Annotated in this window: 14 protein-coding genes; 7 read left to right on the plus strand and 7 right to left on the minus strand. The window is 71.4% G+C overall.

What is annotated here, in order from left to right; translation table 11 throughout:
- Positions 1-55: 55 nt before the first annotated feature.
- Both KWI83_RS32505 and KWI83_RS32510 read left to right on the plus strand, forming a co-directional pair.
- Entirely contained in the window at positions 56-1,333 is a 1,278-nt protein-coding gene (locus KWI83_RS32505) for an FAD-dependent oxidoreductase (RefSeq protein ID WP_256363115.1), read from the plus strand.
- A gap of 257 nt (positions 1,334-1,590) precedes the next feature.
- Entirely contained in the window at positions 1,591-1,917 is a 327-nt protein-coding gene (locus tag KWI83_RS32510; RefSeq protein ID WP_218517976.1) for a hypothetical protein, read from the plus strand.
- 49 nt (positions 1,918-1,966) lie between these two features.
- Here KWI83_RS32510 and KWI83_RS32515 read toward each other — a convergent pair whose 3' ends face one another.
- Both KWI83_RS32515 and KWI83_RS32520 read right to left on the minus strand, forming a co-directional pair.
- Positions 1,967-3,595, minus strand: a complete 1,629-nt coding sequence (locus KWI83_RS32515; RefSeq protein WP_218517977.1) for a multicopper oxidase family protein — start codon at positions 3,593-3,595, stop codon at positions 1,967-1,969.
- 244 nt (positions 3,596-3,839) lie between these two features.
- Positions 3,840-4,457 (minus strand): TOPRIM nucleotidyl transferase/hydrolase domain-containing protein, encoded by a 618-nt coding sequence (locus KWI83_RS32520; protein ID WP_218517978.1) that lies wholly within the window; start codon positions 4,455-4,457, stop codon positions 3,840-3,842.
- A gap of 318 nt (positions 4,458-4,775) precedes the next feature.
- On the opposite strand from KWI83_RS32520, the gene KWI83_RS32525 reads away from it, so the two are divergent.
- Entirely contained in the window at positions 4,776-6,131 is a 1,356-nt protein-coding gene (locus KWI83_RS32525; protein WP_218517979.1) for a M28 family metallopeptidase, read from the plus strand.
- 120 nt (positions 6,132-6,251) lie between these two features.
- On the opposite strand, the gene KWI83_RS32530 is transcribed toward KWI83_RS32525, so the two are convergent.
- From KWI83_RS32530 to aztA, 5 genes are all read right to left on the minus strand, one after another.
- Positions 6,252-7,397, minus strand: a complete 1,146-nt coding sequence (locus KWI83_RS32530) for an RNA polymerase sigma factor (RefSeq protein ID WP_218517980.1) — start codon at positions 7,395-7,397, stop codon at positions 6,252-6,254.
- Positions 7,398-7,414: 17 nt separating this feature from the next.
- Positions 7,415-7,822: a YciI family protein gene (locus KWI83_RS32535; protein WP_218517981.1), complete on the minus strand. Its 408-nt coding sequence runs from the start codon at positions 7,820-7,822 to the stop codon at positions 7,415-7,417.
- Between the two features lie 237 nt (positions 7,823-8,059).
- Positions 8,060-9,829, minus strand: a complete 1,770-nt coding sequence (locus tag KWI83_RS32540) for an ABC transporter permease subunit (RefSeq protein WP_218517982.1) — start codon at positions 9,827-9,829, stop codon at positions 8,060-8,062.
- Positions 9,830-11,359, minus strand: coding sequence for an ABC transporter substrate-binding protein (locus KWI83_RS32545; protein WP_218517983.1), 1,530 nt, complete (start codon positions 11,357-11,359; stop codon positions 9,830-9,832). It lies immediately after the preceding gene.
- Positions 11,360-11,537: 178 nt separating this feature from the next.
- Complete coding sequence (gene aztA, locus KWI83_RS32550; protein ID WP_218517984.1) at positions 11,538-12,287, minus strand: zinc ABC transporter ATP-binding protein AztA; 750 nt, start codon at positions 12,285-12,287, stop codon at positions 11,538-11,540.
- A gap of 15 nt (positions 12,288-12,302) precedes the next feature.
- Between aztA and aztB the strand changes: the two genes are divergently transcribed.
- The 4 genes from aztB to aztD all read left to right on the plus strand — a co-directional run bounded on the left by aztB (position 12,303) and on the right by aztD (position 16,668).
- Positions 12,303-13,160 (plus strand): zinc ABC transporter permease AztB, encoded by an 858-nt coding sequence (gene aztB, locus KWI83_RS32555; protein WP_218517985.1) that lies wholly within the window; start codon positions 12,303-12,305, stop codon positions 13,158-13,160.
- A gap of 22 nt (positions 13,161-13,182) precedes the next feature.
- Positions 13,183-14,424, plus strand: a complete 1,242-nt coding sequence (locus KWI83_RS32560) for a hypothetical protein (RefSeq protein WP_218517986.1) — start codon at positions 13,183-13,185, stop codon at positions 14,422-14,424.
- Entirely contained in the window at positions 14,421-15,380 is a 960-nt protein-coding gene (gene aztC, locus KWI83_RS32565; protein ID WP_218517987.1) for a zinc ABC transporter substrate-binding protein AztC, read from the plus strand. Before KWI83_RS32560 ends, aztC begins: the two co-directional genes overlap by 4 nt.
- 88 nt (positions 15,381-15,468) lie before the next feature.
- A complete protein-coding gene (gene aztD, locus KWI83_RS32570) occupies positions 15,469-16,668 on the plus strand; it encodes a zinc metallochaperone AztD (protein ID WP_218517988.1) in 1,200 nt (399 codons plus the stop codon).
- Positions 16,669-17,078: the final 410 nt, after the last annotated feature.

Here is a 17,078-nt window from a genome sequence, read left to right on the forward strand (position 1 = left end):
TGGGTATGCATACCAGTGTGACCGACCGGTGACGCCTGCGAAGGGACGGAGCGCGATGGACGCGAGGGACGCCATGGGGGCGGGGGAGCGCACCACGTGCTGTGTGGTGGGCGGCGGGCCCGCCGGCATGGTCCTCGCCCTGCTCCTGGCCCGAGCCGGAGTTCGGGTGACGGTCCTGGAGAAGCACGGCGACTTCCTGCGCGACTTCCGCGGCGACACCGTCCATCCGACCACCCTCGCGCTCCTGGACGAACTCGGCCTCGGCGAGCGTTTCGCCCGACTGCCGCAGCGGCGGGTCACGACGATCCAGCTGCCGCTCGGCCCCGACCGGTCGCTGGTCACCGTGGGGAACATCGCCGCGCTGCGCCGCCGGTACAACTACATCGCGATGGTCCCCCAGTGGGACCTGCTCGACCTCCTCGCCGACGAGGCCGGGCGGGAGCCTGCCTTCTCCCTGCGCATGAACACCGAGGCCACGTCGTTCCTCGTCGAGCGGGGACGCGTCACCGGGGTGTCGTACCGCACGTCCGACGGTCGCACCGGCGAGCTGCGGGCCACTCTCACGGTGGCCTGCGACGGACGGGGCTCGCTCGCCCGCTCGCTGCCCGACCTGGAGCTGCGCACGTTCCGCTGCCCGATGGACGCCTGGTGGTTCCGGCTGCCCCGGCACGAAGGCGATCCGCACGGGCTCGTGGGCGGCGTCGGCGACCGGTTCCTCAGCGCCATGATCGACCGCGGCGACTACTGGCAGTGCGCCGCGCTGATCCCCAAGGGCAGCGACGCACGGCTCCGCGCGGATGGTCTCGACCAGTTCAGGGAGGCGTACGGCGCCGCCGTCGCATGGGTCGCGGACCGGATGCACACCCTCGCCTCATGGGACGAAGTGAAGCTGCTCGACGTACGGCTGGACCGGCTCCGGCGCTGGTACCGGCCGGGGCTGCTGTGCATCGGGGACGCGGCACACGCCATGTCGCCGGTCTTCGGCATCGGCATCAACCTCGCCGTCCAGGACGCCGTGGCCGCCGCCCGCCACCTCGTCGGGCCGCTGAGCGACGGAGCGGCCGGCCTGCCGGCGGCCGTACGCCGGGTCCAGCGCCGCCGCTGGCCCACCACAGCCCTCACCCAGGGCCTGCAGCGCTTCGCCCACAGCCACGTCATCGAGCCTCTCCTGCTGGGCCGACCGCCCCTCGGCGACCCCAAACGGGCCAAGCGCGTGACCGAGCTGGTCACCACCTCGCGCTGGGTGAACCGGGTGCCGGCCTACTTCCTGGCCTACGGCGCACTGCGCGAACGCCCTCCGGCGGCGTCCGTGCGCCGCCCCGGGACGAGCTGAGCCGTCCGCCGCCGGGCATGGTTTCACCGTCGGACACTGTCCCGGACAGAGTCCGACGTCATCGTTGACCAGGCCGGACATGAGATGCGCTGTCCGGGACAGCCCCCCGCTGTTGCCCTGGCAGGCACGGCACCAGCAGGCTCACTGGCGCTGGTCGGCGCGCGCAGCGCATACCTGGACCAGCGCCACGCGGCCCTGGCGGCACGTCCGGCGACTGTGCGTACGGCCAGGGTCTCCTGACCGAAGGGGGATGTTCCATGACCCGTTTCTCCCGGCTGGCTGCCGTCGGTGTGTCAGCTCTCGCCCTCTGCCTGGGGAGTTCGGCCGGTATCGCCACGGCTGCCCCGGCGGGCGACGCGTCGCCCGCTGACTGGAACGGACGGTGTTACACCATCAGCCGCACATCCACGTCCTTCACCGGCTGGTGCGACGGCACGGGACCGGAGCGCTACGGAACCTACGTGATCTGCTCGGGCGGCGAGTACCACAGCACCTACACCCGGTGGTACGGCGACAGGCGGGGCGTGTACGCGGGGTGCCCCAGCGGGCAGAGGCGCGTCGCAGACGGTTACGACCACTACTGACCCGTCCCCTCGCCGGGCACCGAACCCATCGGCGCCCGGCGAGCGGCCGTCACTTCCGGTACCCGAGGATCGTCATCATGCCGGACTCCGAGTGGTACTGGTTGTGGCAGTGCAGCATCCACAGACCCGGGTTGTCGGCGTAGAAGTCGATGACGAGTTTGCGGTGGGGCAGTACGTGGGCGGTGTCCTTGCGGGCACCGGCCGCGTCGATGCCGGTGAGGGCGAACGTGTGGCCGTGCAGGTGCACGGGGTGCCACATGTCGGTGGCGTTGATGAGGGACAGACGGACTCGTTCTCCTTCCCGGATCGGGACGCGTTTCTCGATGGAGTACGGCTCGTGGTCGAAGCTCCAGTCGAAGTTCTTCATGCCGCCGGTCAGTTTGATGCGCATCTCGCGGTCGGGTTCGTCGTCGCTGAGGGCCACGGACTCGTCCGGCACGAGCCGTCTGGCGGGCACGGTCCGGCCGTCGAGTTCGTCCGGGTGCGCGGTGGGCGGGGGGTTCTTCCCGTTGGCGGTACGCAGGACTGCCAGGGCTCTGGCTCCCTTGCCCTCGGCGAGCGCGACCAGGGGGAACACCCCGTCCTTGGCGGTGATCAGCACGTCGTAGCGCTCGGCCATGCCGATCAGCAGCGCGTCCGTCTTCGTGGGCTCCACCGGGTAGCCGTCCGTGTGCGTCACCGTCATCTCGTGATCGCCCAGTGCCACCCGGAAGGCCGTGTCGCCACCGGCGTTGATGATCCGCAGCCGGATGCGGTCCCCGGGGCGGGCCCGGAAGACCGAGGGGGCCTTCGGAAGGCGGCCGTTGACCAGGTAGTACGGGTAGTCGACGTTGCCTCCCTCGCTGTGCAGCATGCGGCTGTGGGACTCCCGCAGGATGCGGGAGGGGCCGGCGGATCTGCTGGAGGCCGAGGCGTGCGCGCTGGTGGACTTGTCGGGGGCCGGGCCGTGGTGCGCGGTGCCCTCACCCATGTCCATCGGCGCCTTGCCGCCCCGCAACTCCGCGAGCACGCCGTCCGGAGTGGAGCCGGACACGCCGTCCAGCCAGTCGTCCAGGACGACGACCCACTCCTTGTCGTACGACAACGGCTCCTTGGGGTCCTCGACGATCAGCGGGGCGTACAGCCCGCGGTCGAGTTGCATGCCCGAGTGCGAGTGCAGCCAGTAGGTGCCCGGGTGCGACACGGCGAAGCGGTAGGTGAAGTCCGCGCCGGGCTTGATGGAGTACTGGGTCAGGCCCGGTACGCCGTCCATGTCGCAGCGCATCCGCACACCGTGCGAGTGCAGCGTCGTCGACTCGCGCAGATGGTTGGCGAGCGTGAGTTCGAGTACGTCGCCCGCGGTGATCCGGACCTCCTTGCCGGGCAACGTGTCACCGTACGCCCATGACCTGACGGTCCGCCCGCCCAGGTCGAGGGACGTCTCGGTGGCGGTGAGCGTGAACTTGCGGACGGGACCGGCCCCGCGTTTCTTCTCGGCGGTGATGACCTCGGGATCGGACGGGTTGACGTATCCCTTGGGTCCCTTGGGGACGAAGCCGCCGCCGGTGTGCCTGCCGCCCCGGTGGCCGGTGGCCCCGGCCTTGGGCTGCGCGTCGGAGCCGGAGCAGGCGGTCAGGGCTCCCGAGCCGGCGGCCACGATGGAGGCACCGAGCAAGGTGCGCCGCGTATATTTCTGCATGAATGAATAAGACCCGTTTTGTGGCCTTATGCGTGAGAACCGATGCGGCGCGTCTCGCGAATCGCGGACACCGCCCGAGGGAAGCATCGACCACGCGGCCCAGCTGCGGACCGACGCGGAGCGCTGATCGGCCCCGTCCGACCACGACGACCGGGCTGTCCTCGCGCTGGCCCGGGACAGGCCGTAGCTCCCCGGGGCGAGGGGGTGACCCTTCAGGCCCGCTGCCCTCGAACGCCACCGCCGGTCACAGGCTCGTCAGGAGGTCGTCGAGCGGGGCCGGTACCTGCTCGGGGCCGAGGGCTTCGACGAGGAGGCGGCCGTAGCGGATCTTGCGGCCCTTCTTCGTGCCGAGGAAGCGCCGCAACTGCTGCTGCCGGGGCCGACCCTGCTGTGCGGGCTGGCGCAGGAAGGTCTGCCAGGCGCGGAGGTCGCCCTCGGCCCGGACGATGTCCTCGACGCTCGCCGTGCCCAACGCGCGGATGAGCTCGTCCTCCAGGTCCGTCACGCACACGAAGAAGCTCCGGCGCGGCGCCCGTGCCCGCTGCAGGCCGCGGTCGTAGAAGCGCTGCTCGCCCTCGTCGCACAGCCCTGCCAGGCGCAGACCAAGTCCGGGCGGCCCGAGGAGGTCGGCGTAGCGGCCTACGCTCATCGCCCCGCCCATCGACAGGACGCACACCCTCTCGGCGGCCAGGTCCCGGCCACGGCGTGCGGCCAGCGCCTCGACGGCCGCGAGGTCACTCAGCCCTTCCAGCAGCACCGCCGTCCGCACTCCCAGTCGCACCGCCAGGTCACTCGCCGGGCCGCCGGGACCACCGGCTGCCCAGCCGTTGACCTCGTCCCGAAACGTGGCCATGTCCGCCATGGGGCGAGTATGCACGTACACCGACGGCACAGCAGGGAATATTCGATTGCGTAGGTGCGGGCCGGGTTGCTCGGCACGGCAGGACGCGACGTCACCGTCCGTCAGTTCGATGGCTCATGGAAGGTCTCATGCGTGCGGGCAGCATTCGTTCCTGTAGCCGCGTGTCCGCTGAGCGGACGGGTGTGACCGGATATGGCCCTTGACGGTATGTCACCACCTGACTCAGCATCAGGCGCACACAGCACCCGCACAGCTCTGGCTCCACCGATCCGGGCACCACTCGACTCCCCACATCGACGAGAAAGTGCGGCTCCCCACATGACACATCCGAGATCCAGCCTGCCCAGAACCATCTCCAGACGTACGGCCGCGGTGGCCCTCGTCGCCGTGGCGGGTCTGCTCGCCGCGCCCGCCCCCTCGGCCTCGGCGGCGCCCGACCGGTCCGGGGCAGCCGCCGCCGGTGCCGGGGCCCTGGCGGCACCCGACATCCCCATCAGCAACGTCAAGGCACACCTGGCGCAGTTCCAGTCGATCGCCACCGCCAACGGCGGCAACCGGGCCCACGGCCGTACCGGCTACAAGGCCTCGCTCGACTATGTGAAGGCCAAGCTCGACGCGGCCGGATTCACCACCACCGTCCAGCAGTTCACCTACTCCGGCAGAACCGGGTACAACCTGATCGCCGACTGGCCCGGCGAGGACGCGAACCAGGTCCTCATGGCCGGCGCGCACCTCGACTCGGTCTCCTCCGGCGCCGGGATCAACGACAACGCGTCCGGCTCCGCGGCCGTACTCGAGACGGCCCTCGCAGTCTCCCGCGCCCAGCTCCAGCCCACGAAGCACCTGCGGTTCGCCTGGTGGGGCGCCGAGGAGCTGGGACTGGTCGGCAGCAGGTACTACGTGAACAGCCTGACGGCCGCCGACCGCGCCAGAGTCTCGGGCTACATCAACCTCGACATGGTCGGTTCCCCGAACCCGGGCTACTTCGTGTACGACGACGATCCGGCGATCGAGAAGGTCTTCAAGGACTGGTACGCGGGCATCGGCGTGCCGACCGAGATAGAGACGGAGGGCGACGGCCGTTCCGACCACGCGTCGTTCAAGAACGTCGGCATACCGGTCGGCGGCCTGTTCACCGGCGCCAGCCGTACGAAGACGGCGGCGCAGGCCGCCACATGGGGCGGCACCGCCGGCCAGGCGTTCGACCGCTGCTACCATTCCTCCTGCGACACGACCGCCAACATCAACGACACCGCGCTCGACCGCAACAGCGACGCTCTCGCCCATGCCATCTGGACGCTGGGTACGGCGGAGCCGCTGCCGCCCGGCGAGTCGTACGAGAACACCACCGACGTCGCCATCCCGGACAACGCGGCCGCGGTGACCTCGGCCCTGACCGTCTCCGGCCGCACCGGAAACGCGCCGGCGGCGCTTCGGGTCGGCGTGGACATCAAGCACACCTGGCGCGGCGACCTGGTCCTCGACCTGCTGGCACCCGACGGCACCGCCTACCGGCTGAAGAACTCCAGCAGCTCGGACTCCGCGGACAACGTCATCACCACCTACACCGTCGACGCCTCCAACGAGACGGCGAACGGAACCTGGCGGCTACGGGTGCAGGACGTCGCCGCGCAGGACACGGGCTACATCGACAGCTGGAAACTCACCTTCTGACCCCCTTTCGGCTGCGTGCGCCGGACAGGGCGGTTGAGGCGCGGTCCAGTCCGGCGTCGTGCTGAAGCGGCGTCAGTCGTCATCGACGTCACCTCGCTCACGACTTCCGAGCGGGACCCGTCAGCCGCACCGGCGGGCGTTGAGCCGGGCGGCCTGGCGCGTCAGGTGGTCGCGTTCGGCGAGGTCGGGCGCCTTCTGGGCCGCCTCGGCGTACAGCCGTGCCGCCGTCGCCAGGTCGCCGTCGCGCTCGTGGAGGTACGCCGCCACCGCGGCGTGGCGGGGCAGTGAGGCGTCCAGCCCGGCGAGCGCCGCCAGGCCGGCGCGCGGTCCGTCGGCCTCGCCGACGGCCACCGCGCGGTTGAGCCGCACGACCGGGCTGTCGGTCAGGCGCGTGAGCTCGTCGTACCACTCGACGATTTGCACCCAGTCCGTCTCCCCGGCGGTGGGCGCGTCGGCGTGGAGCGCCGCGACGGCGGCCTGGGCCTGGAACTCGCCCAGCCGGTCGCGGGCGAGGGCCGCCTGCAGGATCCCGACACCCTCGGCGATCAACGCGGTGTCCCAGCGGCTCCGGTCCTGCTCGGCCAACGGCACCAGGCTGCCGTCGGGCGCGGTCCGGGCGGCGCGCCGGGCGTGGTGGAGCAGCATGAGGGCGAGCAGCCCCGCCACCTCCGGGTGGTCGATCGCGGCCGCGAGCTGCCGGGTCAGGCGGATGGCCTCGGCGGCGAGGTCGACGTCGCCGGAGTAGCCCTCGTTGAAGACCAGGTAGAGGACGCGCAGCACGGTCGCGACGTCGCCGGGCTGGTCGAACCGCACGCCGGAGACGGTGCGCTTGGCCCGGCTGATGCGCTGCGCCATGGTCGCTTCGGGCACCAGGTAGGCCTGGGCGATCTGGCGGGTGGTGAGCCCGCCCACGGCGCGCAGCGTCAGCGCGACCGCGGACGACGGTGTCAGCGACGGGTGGGCGCACAGGAAGTACAGCTGGAGCGTGTCGTCCACCGCGGGCGCGGGCCCGGGCGGCGGCTCCTCGTCGACGAGGTCCTCACGCCGGCGGCGGGCGGCGTCCGCCCGGGTCGCGTCGAGGAACTTGCGCCAGGCCGAGGTGACCAGCCAGCCCTTCGGGTCCCGCGGCGGGCTGGCGGGCCAGACACGGACCGCCTCGACCAGCGCGTCCTGAACGGCGTCCTCGGCCGCCGCGAAGTCGGCCCCGCGGCGGACGAGGATGGCGAGCACGCTCGGCGTGAGGCTGCGGAGCAGGGCCTCATCCATCTGAGACACCTGAGCGGTCACTCCGTGATGGTGGGCGGCGCGGCCAGGAACGGGCGCACCTCCAGCCACTCGTGGATCGGCTTCCCGCCCGCCCCCGGTGCGGCCGACAGTTCCCCGGCCAGCTCGACGGCACGTTCGTGGCTGTCGACGTCGATCACCATCCATCCGGCGATGAGGTCCTTGGTCTCGGCGAACGGGCCGTCGGTGACCGGCGGGCGCCCCTCACCGTCGTACCGGACCCACGTCCCCTCAGGGGCGAGCGCCTGACCGTCGACGAACTCGCCGGTCCGCTCCAGCCGCGCCGCGAAGTCGCGCATGTACTGCACGTGCGCCGAGATCTCCTCCGGCGTCCACTGGTCCATCGGCACGTCGTTGACCGCAGCCGGGGCGCCGCGGTAGTGCTTGAGCAGCAAGTACTTGGCCATGGTGTTTCTCCTCTTGCCTCTTGCTGGTGCGACCCATTGTGGTCGCGTCCACCCCGGGGACGGAGCCGGTCACGGGTTCTCGACATCACCGTCGGAATGTGGAAGCTGGTCGCCGACGCATCAGGCGGCCGCCTGCATCGCGGGACGATCCGCGATCGGCTGTGCCGTCGTCGGCTCGGCCGGCCTCATGGGGCTGGTGGGACTACGACGCCGTGGCGACGTCGGTTCTCGGCAACATCAGTTGCCCTTTCGCCGCGGACGCCAGGGCCCTGATGGCGTCGCGGTCACGGCGAGCACGGACAGGAGCACGAGGGCGCAGGCGGGGCCGAGGAGGGTCCAGGGCGCCAGTTCGGCGTACGGCTGGTTCTCGGACAGCAGGCGGCCCCATTCCGGGGTGGGGGGCTGCTCGCCCAGCCCGAGGAAGCCGAGGGAGGCCAGGACGAGGACCGTGGTGGGCAGCCGCAGCAGGGCGTTGCGCACGACTCCGGGCAGGACGGCGGGGAGGTAGTGGTGGCGCAGAAGGTGCCACGGTCCCGCGCCGAAGGAGAGCGAGGCGAGCAGGTGACCGCTGGCCCGTTCCTCCGCGAGCAGCGCGGCGGTCTGCGCGGCGTACGGGGTCCAGCCCACCAGACTCACCGCGCAGGCGGCGCCCCAGGCGGACGGCCCGGTCACGGCGGTCGTCAGCAGCCCGGCGAGGACGGCCGGCAGCGTGGCCACCACCTCTGTCAGACCCGCGCCGACCCGGGCCGTCATCCCGAGCAGAAGTCCGGTGACGGTGACGACCGCGGTCACCGCGAGGGCAACCGTGGCCGTGCGCAGCGCCCCGTGGCCCAGCCGGGCCAGCATGTCGCGGCCGAGTGAGTCGGTACCCAGCGGGTGCGCGGCCGAGGGCGCGAGCAGCCGGGCTGTCGTGTCCACGTACAGGGGGTCGCGCAGCAGCCCGGCCACGACGAGGGCGAGCAGGGCGGTGGCGGACAGTGCCGCGATCCAGCGGGTGGAGCGCCGTGGTGCCAGGGCGGGCCGCGGCAGGGCGGGCAGCGCGCCGTCGCGCAGGGCGGGGCCGAGGGCGGCACGGCGCAGGGCCTGCAGGAGAAGGCCGGCGCCGACGCCGAGCAGGACGAGGGTCAGCGTCGCGGTCTGCAGGGGCGGGAGGTCCTGGGCGATGGCGGAGTCCAGGGCGAGGCGGCCGAGTCCGGGGATGTTGAAGATCTTCTCCACCGCGACCGCGCCGCCCACCAGGGCGATGACGGTCGGCAGGAGTTGGGGAAGGACACCGGCCAGGACGCGGCGCAGCGCGTTGCGGCCGATGGCGCCGGCCGGGAAACCGTAGGCGCGCCAGGTCCGTGCCCAAGACTCCTGGAAGGCGGCGGGCAGCGCCTGGTCGAGCAGGCCGCCGATCACCGCGCCGGAGGGCACTCCCAGTGCGAGGGAGGGCAGCACCATCGACGACGGCCCCTCCCAGCCGCTGGACGGGAACCAGCCCAGCCACACCCCGCCGACGGTGGCGAGCAGGGAGGCGAGCAGGAACTTGGGCAGCGCGGCGAGAACCGCCGCCCCGGTCCCGGAGCTGGCCCGCCGCAGCCGATGCCGGGAGCCGAGATACAGCGTGCGGGCGCTGACCAGCGCGGCCACCGCGACCGTGACGACCAACGCGCCCAGCATCAACGTGACGGAGACCGCGAAAGCGGAGGACACCTGGGGCAGAACCGGTTCCCCCGACACCCACGACGTGCCCGCGTCGCCGCGCGGCAGCCCGGCCAGCCACCGCACGAGGTGACGGAACGGACCTTCGTCGAGGCCGAGTTGCGCGCGTACGGCGGACAGCTGCGCGGGGGTCGGGTCCTGGTCGGCGGAGCGTGCCCGCAGGACCGTGCGCGCGGGGTCGGTCCCGGACAGCCAGGGCAGCAGGGCCACGGCCGTCAGCAGCGCACTCGCGGCGAGGAGCCGGCCGAGGCCCGTCCACCACCCGGTCCGGCGGGCATCGACGCCGGCCGATGTCACGCTCATCTACTTCAGACGGGTGTTGATGTCGACCAGCGACCGCTCGCGAGGGTCGAGCAGCACGCCCTCGACGTCGGGGGAGATGCCCTGCACGACCTTTTCGTGGACCAGCGGCACGACGGCGTCCGTGCTCAGGATCTCCGCCTCCGCCCGCATGATCTTCTGCTGCCGCCGCGAGGTGTCGCTCTCTTCGGCGGCGGCCTTGATGGCCCGGTCGACCTTGGCGTCGTTGAGGCCCGCGATGTTGTAGACGCCGTCGCCGGTGAAGTCGCTCGCGAGGTAGGCGACCGCGTCACCGGTGTCGAGGAGCGTCACGCGGGAGAAGACGAGCGCGTCGTACTTGCCGGCGAGGAGGTCGCCCTCCATCTGCGTGTACTCGCGCACGTCCTGCTGCACGGTGAACCCGGCCTTCTCCAGCTGCTGCTGCAGTACGGTCGCGGCTTCGGGCAGTTCCGCGCGGTTGGTGTAGGTGGCCAGGCGCAGGGTTTCGCCCTTCGTCCTGGCCTTGACCTCGTCGGTGGTCGGGGCCTCGACGCGGCTGACGACCTCGATGCGCTTGCCCGCCGCCCAGGGCACGGCGGGCCCGAACAGGCCCTGCGCGGGGTCGGCGTACCCGCCGAAGACCGAGTCGATGAGGGCGGAGCCGTCCACGGCCTCACGGGCGGCCGCCCGCAGCGTCGCGTCAGCGAAGATGCCGCCGTCACGGTTGTTGAGGAGCAGACTGTCGGTGCGCACGGAGGGCACTTCGTGACGGGTGTTCTTGTCCAGCAGCTTCGCCTGGGCGGTGGGGATCCACTCGGCCACGTCGACGTCGCCGCTGCGCAGGGCGTTGGCGCGGGCGGTGCCGTCGGCGATCCACGTGACGTCGATGCCGGACAACTCGGCCTTGCCGCCCCAGTACCCGTCGTAGCGGTTCAGCGTGGCCTTGCTCTTCCCGGTGAGTTTCGCTATCGCGAAGGGGCCGGTTCCGGTTCCGACGGGGCTGACGGTGCCGTCCTTCGCGTACGCCTCGGGGGCGAGGATGCCCAGCGCGGGGCTGGCGAGCCGCAGCGGGAGCACGGGGTCTGCGGTCTTCGTGGTGATCGTGACGGTGTCGGCGTCCTCGGCCTTCGCCGTCAGCGTCACGTCGCTGAGGACACGTGGCTTGGTCTCGGCGGCGTTCGCGTGGCCGAGCGCGTTGACGACCGACTCGGCGGTCACCTCGGTGCCGTTCTGGAAGGTCGCCTTGCGCAGTTCGAAGGTCCAGGTGGTGTCGTTCGTCCGCTTCCAGGACTTCGCCAGCGCGGGCGCGGCGGCGCCGTCCTTGTCCAGCGCGGTGAGCCCCTCGGCGACGGAGAGCTTGCTCAGCACGGTGGCGTCGTTGCTGTACGGGGACAGGGCCTGCACCGGCGGTACCGCGAGGGCGACCCTCAACCGGCCGCCGGCCCCGGGCGCGCCGTCCGCGTCTGATCCACCGTCCTCCGAAACGAAACAGCCGGCCAGCAGTGGGGCGAGGGCGAACACGGTGACGAGGCCACGGAAGGGGGACGTGCGCATGGTTGATCCTGTCGCAAGGGAGGGGAGGGCTACGCCTGTGCGGGTTTCGGGCGGCGGGCCGCGCCAGTATATGAGGTAAGGATTACCAAACTTCGATCACGTAGTTCAAATCTCAATTGAACGAGGCGCGTGACGCGCTGCGCGAACACCCGGACCGCGAGTCATGGCCTGCCGCTCGTCATGCCGGCTGCCAGATCCGGACGAGCGTCGCGGTCGTGAGGATCTGCTCGGGGTGCCCCTGTCCGGCGAGGCGGCCGTCGCGGAGCAGGAGGCAGGCGTCCGCCGAGCGGGCGGCTTCCAGGTCGTGCGTGGCGTGGACGACGGTCACTCCGTCGGCGACCAGCTCCGTCAGCAGCGCCGCGATCCGCTCCCTTGCCTCGGGGTCGAGCCCCGTGGTCGGCTCGTCCAGCAGCAGCAGGTCCGACTCCTGGGCAACGCCCTGGGCGATCAGCGTGCGCTGACGCTGTCCACCGGACAGCTCCCCGAGTTGGCGTGTGGCGAGGTCGGCGATGCCCAGGCGCTCCATGGCCGCGTCCACGGTGGCGCGGTCCTGCCGGGTCAGTCGGCGCCAGGGCCCGCGTGCGCCCCAACGGCCCATCTCCACCGTCTCTCTGACCGTCAGCGGCAGTGCGTCCCCGACGGCGCCGCGCTGCGGGACGAAGGCCGGTGGCCGGTCGCCCGCGTGGTGCAGCCTGCCGGACGTGGGTTGGATCACTCCGGCCAGGACACCGAGCAGGGTGGACTTCCCGCTGCCGTTCGGCCCGACGAGCGCCGTGGTGGCCAACGCCGGTATCTCCGCGTCCAGTTGATGCAGGACGGGGCGGCCCGGATAGCCGGCGCAGAGTTCGGTGACGCGGACGCGGACTCGGGGCGCTCCGTCCTGGGTGGAAGCGGGGGAGGGCGCCGGTGTTTTGAACATGATTTTCATTGTAGTGTGTTCGGCATGGAGTGGTTGACGGGTCCCTTCGAGGTGTCCTTTGTGCAAAGGGCCCTGTGGGGCGGGATGTTGGTGTCGGCGATCTGTGCCCTGGCCGGAACCTGGGTGGTGCTCAGGGGGATGGCCTTCCTCGGCGACGCCATGTCCCACGGGCTGCTGCCCGGTGTCGCCCTCGCCGCGCTCTTCGGCGGCAACCTGCTGGTGGGGGCCCTGCTGAGCGCGGCCGTCATGACCGCCGGAGTCACCGCCCTCGGCCGCACCCCGAGACTGTCCCAGGACACCGGCATCGGTCTGCTCTTCGTGGGGATGCTGTCCCTCGGCGTGATCATCGTGTCGCGGTCGCAGTCCTTCGCGGTCGACCTGACCGGGTTCCTCTTCGGCGACGTCCTCGCCGTCCGCGAACAGGACCTCCTGTTGCTGGGCGGGGCGCTGCTGCTGGCACTGGCCGTCTCGGCCCTCGGCCACCGCGCCTTCCTCGCCCTGGCCTTCGACCCGCGCAAGGCCGGCACGCTCGGTCTGCGTCCCCGCCTGGCTCATGCCGTACTGCTCGGCCTGCTCGCCCTGGCGATCGTCGCCTCCTTCCACATCGTCGGGACACTGCTGGTCCTGGGCCTGCTCATCGCCCCGCCGGCCGCCGCGTTGCCCTGGGCCCGCAGTGTGCGCGGCGTCATGGCCCTCGCGGCGCTGCTCGGCATCACCGCGACCTTCGGCGGCCTGCTGTTGTCCTGGCACCTGAGCACCGCGGCCGGCGCGACGGTCTCCGCCCTCGCCGTGGTCCTGTTCTTCCTCTCCCACCTGGCATCCGGTCTCCGTCACCAGCGGCGCGCACGCCTCGTCCAGGCGCGCGCCGCGGCAACCGTCTGAAAGAAGACTTGAGGCAATCCCTGTGTTCGTCCGCAGACACCGCCCTCTCTGGGCGTCGACCGCCCTCGTGGCCCTCGCGCTGCTCGCCACCGGCTGCGCCGGACAGGACTCCGACGCGTCCGCCCCTGAGGCGACTCCCGCCGCCTCCACTGCGCACGGATACGTCGAAGGCGCGCAGGAGAAGGCCGAGCAGCAGTCCCGGCTGGTGCTCAACGACCCGAGGACCGGCCACTCCCGAGTACTCGATCTGATCACCGGCAAGGTGCACGAGGTGCCCCGGACGACCGGCGCCACACACCTCACCACGGACGGCCGGTTCGCCTACTTCCACACCCCGGACGGCACACACGTCCTCGACAGCGGCGCCTGGATGGTGGACCACGGCGACCACGTGCACTACTACCGCGCGCCGATACGTGACGTGGGCACCCTGCCCGCAGGCCCGGCCGCGCGCATCCGCAGCGACGCCGCCGTGACCGCGGTGACCGACGAGGACGGCCGGGCCGGCACCTACCGCCGGGCCGAACTGGAGAAGGGCGAGGTCGGCTCCCCTCGCCCGCTGCCCGGGACACATGCGGGAACCGTCGTACCGTACGCGGAGCATCTGCTCGCCTTCACGGACGGCGGCGAGGAAACCGCACAACTCGTCGTGTACGACCGCCACGGCAGGCGGGTCGCCTCGCCGGACGCGTCCTGTGAGGACCCCCGGGGGGACGCCGTCACCCGACGCGGAGTCGTCCTCGGATGCGCCGACGGCGCCCTGCTCGTCCGTGCGAACGACGGCACCTTCACGGCCGAGAAGATCCCGTACGACGGCGACGTACCCGAGAAGGAACGCGCCACGGCCTTCCGGCACCGGCCGGGCAGCGACACGCTCACGGCGACCGCCGGTGACCGGGCCGTGTGGGTGCTGGACGTCACCGAGCGCACGTGGACACGGATACGGACCGGTCCCGTCGTCTCCGCGAACACCGCGGGCGAGGGCTCCGTCATCATCACCCTCCGGACCGACGGATCACTCCATGGCTACGACCTCACCACCGGCCGGCAGGTCTCCAGGACGAAGCCGCTGGTGAAGGGCGCCGCCGAGCCCGGCGCCGACGGGAACGCGGGACCGGTCATCGAGGTCGACCGCAGCCGCGCCTACCTCAACGACCCCAAGGGCAAACGCGTGTACGAGATCGACTACAACGACAATCTGCGCATCGCGCGCACCTTCGACCTGGACATCGAGCCGGCCCTCATGGTGGAGACCGGACGATGACGAGACAGCCCCGCGGTGCGCGGCGCCTGCGCACCTTCCTGTTCGTCCTGCTCGCCCTCGCCTCCGCCGCCGCGGTGAGCGCCTGCGGGCACAGCGACGACCGGCCCCGGGTCGTGGTGACGACCAACATCCTGGGCGACATCACCCAGGAGATCGTCGGCGACGAAGCCGACGTCACCGTACTGATGAAACCGAACGCCGACCCGCACTCCTTCGGACTGTCGGCCGTGCAGGCCGCCGAGTTGGAGCGCGCCGACCTCGTCGTCTTCAACGGGCTGGGCCTGGAGGAGAACGTCCTGCGGCACGTGGAAGCCGCCCGGGAGGCGGGGGTGGCGACCTTCGAGGCGGGCAAGGCGGTCGACCCCCTCACCTTCCAGGCGCACGACGACGGGGGTCCGGAGGAGGAGGCCGGGCGGCCCGACCCGCACTTCTGGACGGACCCCGACCGCGTCCGCAAGGCCGCCGGGCTGATCGCCGACCAGGTCGTCGCGCACGTGGACGGCGTGGACGAGAAGGTGATCCGCGCCAACGCCGATCGCTACGACGGCCAACTCGCCGAGCTCGCCCGCTGGATGGAGGGCTCCTTCGCCCGCATACCCGAGAAGCAGCGGGCATTGGTGACCAACCACCACGTCTTCGGTTACCTCGCCGACCGGTTCGGTTTCCGGGTGATCGGCGCGGTGATCCCGAGCGGTACGACGCTGGCCTCTCCCAGCTCCTCCGACCTGCGCTCACTCACCCAGGCCATGCGGGAGGCCGGAGTGCGCACCGTCTTCGCCGACTCCTCCCAGCCCAAGCGGCTGGCCGAGGTGCTGCGCACGGAGCTGGGCGGTGGCGTGCGCGTCATCGAGCTCTACTCCGAATCGCTGACCGAGAAGGGCAAGGGCGCCGGAACCTACCTGCAGATGATGCGCGCCAACACCACCGCCATGACCGAGGGCCTGACCGGCACCTGACCCCCGGCCCATACGCGAACACCGGCCGACCGGCCATCAAGCACCCCACCACGCGCCGCGTTCGCGCGGCACGGAAAGGAACACACCGGTGAACAAGCAGATACGCACCAGAGCCTGCACGGGCACGGCCCTCGCCCTGGCGGCCTCCGCGGTCCTCACCGCCTGCGGAGGAGAGGACACCTCGTCCGCCACGGCGAAGGCCAAGGACGCGCCTCGCACGAAGGCCGTGGCGGTCAAGGACCCGCTGGTCGCCACGTTCGACGGCGGCCTGTACGTCCTGGACGGCGAGAGCCTGAAGCTGGCGAAGACGATCGCCCTCCCCGGCTTCAACCGTGTCAACCCCGCCGGCGACGACTCCCACGTCCTCGTCTCCACCGACTCCGGGTTCCGCGTCCTGAACGCCGCCGAGCAGACCTTCACCGGCATCGAGTACAAGGGCGCCAAGCCCGGGCACGTCGTCCAGCACGCAGGCAAAACGGTCCTGTTCACCGACGGCACCGGCGAAGTCAACGTCTTCGACCCCGACGACCTCGAAGGCGGCAAGAAGCCGCAGGGCCGCACCTACACCTCCGCCGAGCCGCACCACGGCGTCGCCATCGAACTGAGCAACGGCGAACTCCTCAGCACCCTCGGCACCGAGGAGAAGCGCACCGGCGCCCTCGTCCTGGACAAGAACAACAAGGAGATCAAGCGCAACGAGCACTGCCCCGGCGTCCACGGCGAGTCCGCCGCCCAGGGCGAAGCCGTCGCCGTCGGCTGCGAGGACGGTGTCCTGATCTACAAGGACGGCGAGTTCACCAAGGTCGACGCCCCCGACGACTACGGCCGCATCGGCAACCAGCGGGGCAGCGACGCCTCGCCGATCCTCCTGGGCGACTACAAGACCGACCCCGAGGCCGAACTGGAGCGACCGACCCGCATCTCACTCATCGACACCGAGACCGCGAAGCTGCGCCTGGTCGACCTGGGCACCAGCTACTCCTTCCGCTCGCTCGGCCGCGGACCCCACGGCGAGGCACTCGTCCTGGGCACGAACGGCATACTCCACGTCATCGACCCGGAGACGGGCAAGGTGGAGAAGAAGATCCCCGTCGTGGACGAGTGGCAGGAACCGCTGGACTGGCAGCAGCCCCGGCCCACCCTCTTCGTCCGCGACCACATCGCGTACGTCTCCGAACCGGGCAAGCGCAAGCTGCACGCCGTCGACATCGCATCGGGCGAGAAGGTCACGTCCGTGACGCTGCCGAAGAGCACGAACGAACTGTCCGGCGTCGTCGCCGGACACTGATCCTCACCCGCCCGAGTCCTCCCACTGGTCCAGCGGACTGTCGGCGGTGACCTCGTCGGCGTCCGATGCCCCGTATCGGTGGTCGGCGTGGACGGCACCAACTTCGGCAGCGCCTCGACGAGGACGGCACGAAGGCCGTCGTCCACGCCGCCCTCGACGCGGGCCGCCCCTGCCACGGGACTCCGACGACAACCTGATCACGCGGAACGTCGAGCACATCGGCGTCGAGTTCGGCCACGTCATCACCGCCCAGCAGACCGGGGCCCGCAAGCCGGACCGCCAGACCTTCGAGCACGCCTGCAAGACCATGGGCGTCGACCGTCGCAGGTCGGCGTCGTCGAGCGCTGCGTCGCCCCGGCACCGAGCCCCAGCTGTCGCTGCCCACCAACGGCATCGGCCCCAGCACTCCG

The sequence above is a fragment of the Streptomyces sp. TRM70350 genome, assembly GCF_019219825.1.
GTDB lineage: Bacteria > Actinomycetota > Actinomycetes > Streptomycetales > Streptomycetaceae > Streptomyces.

Bases quoted from the DNA above. Each gene is read 5' to 3' on its own strand.
- KWI83_RS32525 (WP_218517979.1), top strand. From the start codon at position 4,776: ATGACACATCCGAGATCCAGCCTGCCCAGAACCATCTCCAGACGTACG.
- KWI83_RS32540 (WP_218517982.1), bottom strand. From the start codon at position 9,829: ATGAGCGTGACATCGGCCGGCGTCGATGCCCGCCGGACCGGGTGGTGG.
- KWI83_RS32510 (WP_218517976.1), top strand. From the start codon at position 1,591: ATGACCCGTTTCTCCCGGCTGGCTGCCGTCGGTGTGTCAGCTCTCGCC.
- KWI83_RS32545 (WP_218517983.1), bottom strand. From the start codon at position 11,359: ATGCGCACGTCCCCCTTCCGTGGCCTCGTCACCGTGTTCGCCCTCGCC.
- aztC (WP_218517987.1), top strand. From the start codon at position 14,421: ATGACGAGACAGCCCCGCGGTGCGCGGCGCCTGCGCACCTTCCTGTTC.
- KWI83_RS32530 (WP_218517980.1), bottom strand. From the start codon at position 7,397: ATGGATGAGGCCCTGCTCCGCAGCCTCACGCCGAGCGTGCTCGCCATC.
- aztA (WP_218517984.1), bottom strand. From the start codon at position 12,287: ATGAAAATCATGTTCAAAACACCGGCGCCCTCCCCCGCTTCCACCCAG.
- aztB (WP_218517985.1), top strand. From the start codon at position 12,303: ATGGAGTGGTTGACGGGTCCCTTCGAGGTGTCCTTTGTGCAAAGGGCC.
- KWI83_RS32505 (WP_256363115.1), top strand. From the start codon at position 56: ATGGACGCGAGGGACGCCATGGGGGCGGGGGAGCGCACCACGTGCTGT.
- KWI83_RS32520 (WP_218517978.1), bottom strand. From the start codon at position 4,457: ATGGCGGACATGGCCACGTTTCGGGACGAGGTCAACGGCTGGGCAGCC.
- KWI83_RS32535 (WP_218517981.1), bottom strand. From the start codon at position 7,822: ATGGCCAAGTACTTGCTGCTCAAGCACTACCGCGGCGCCCCGGCTGCG.
- KWI83_RS32515 (WP_218517977.1), bottom strand. From the start codon at position 3,595: ATGCAGAAATATACGCGGCGCACCTTGCTCGGTGCCTCCATCGTGGCC.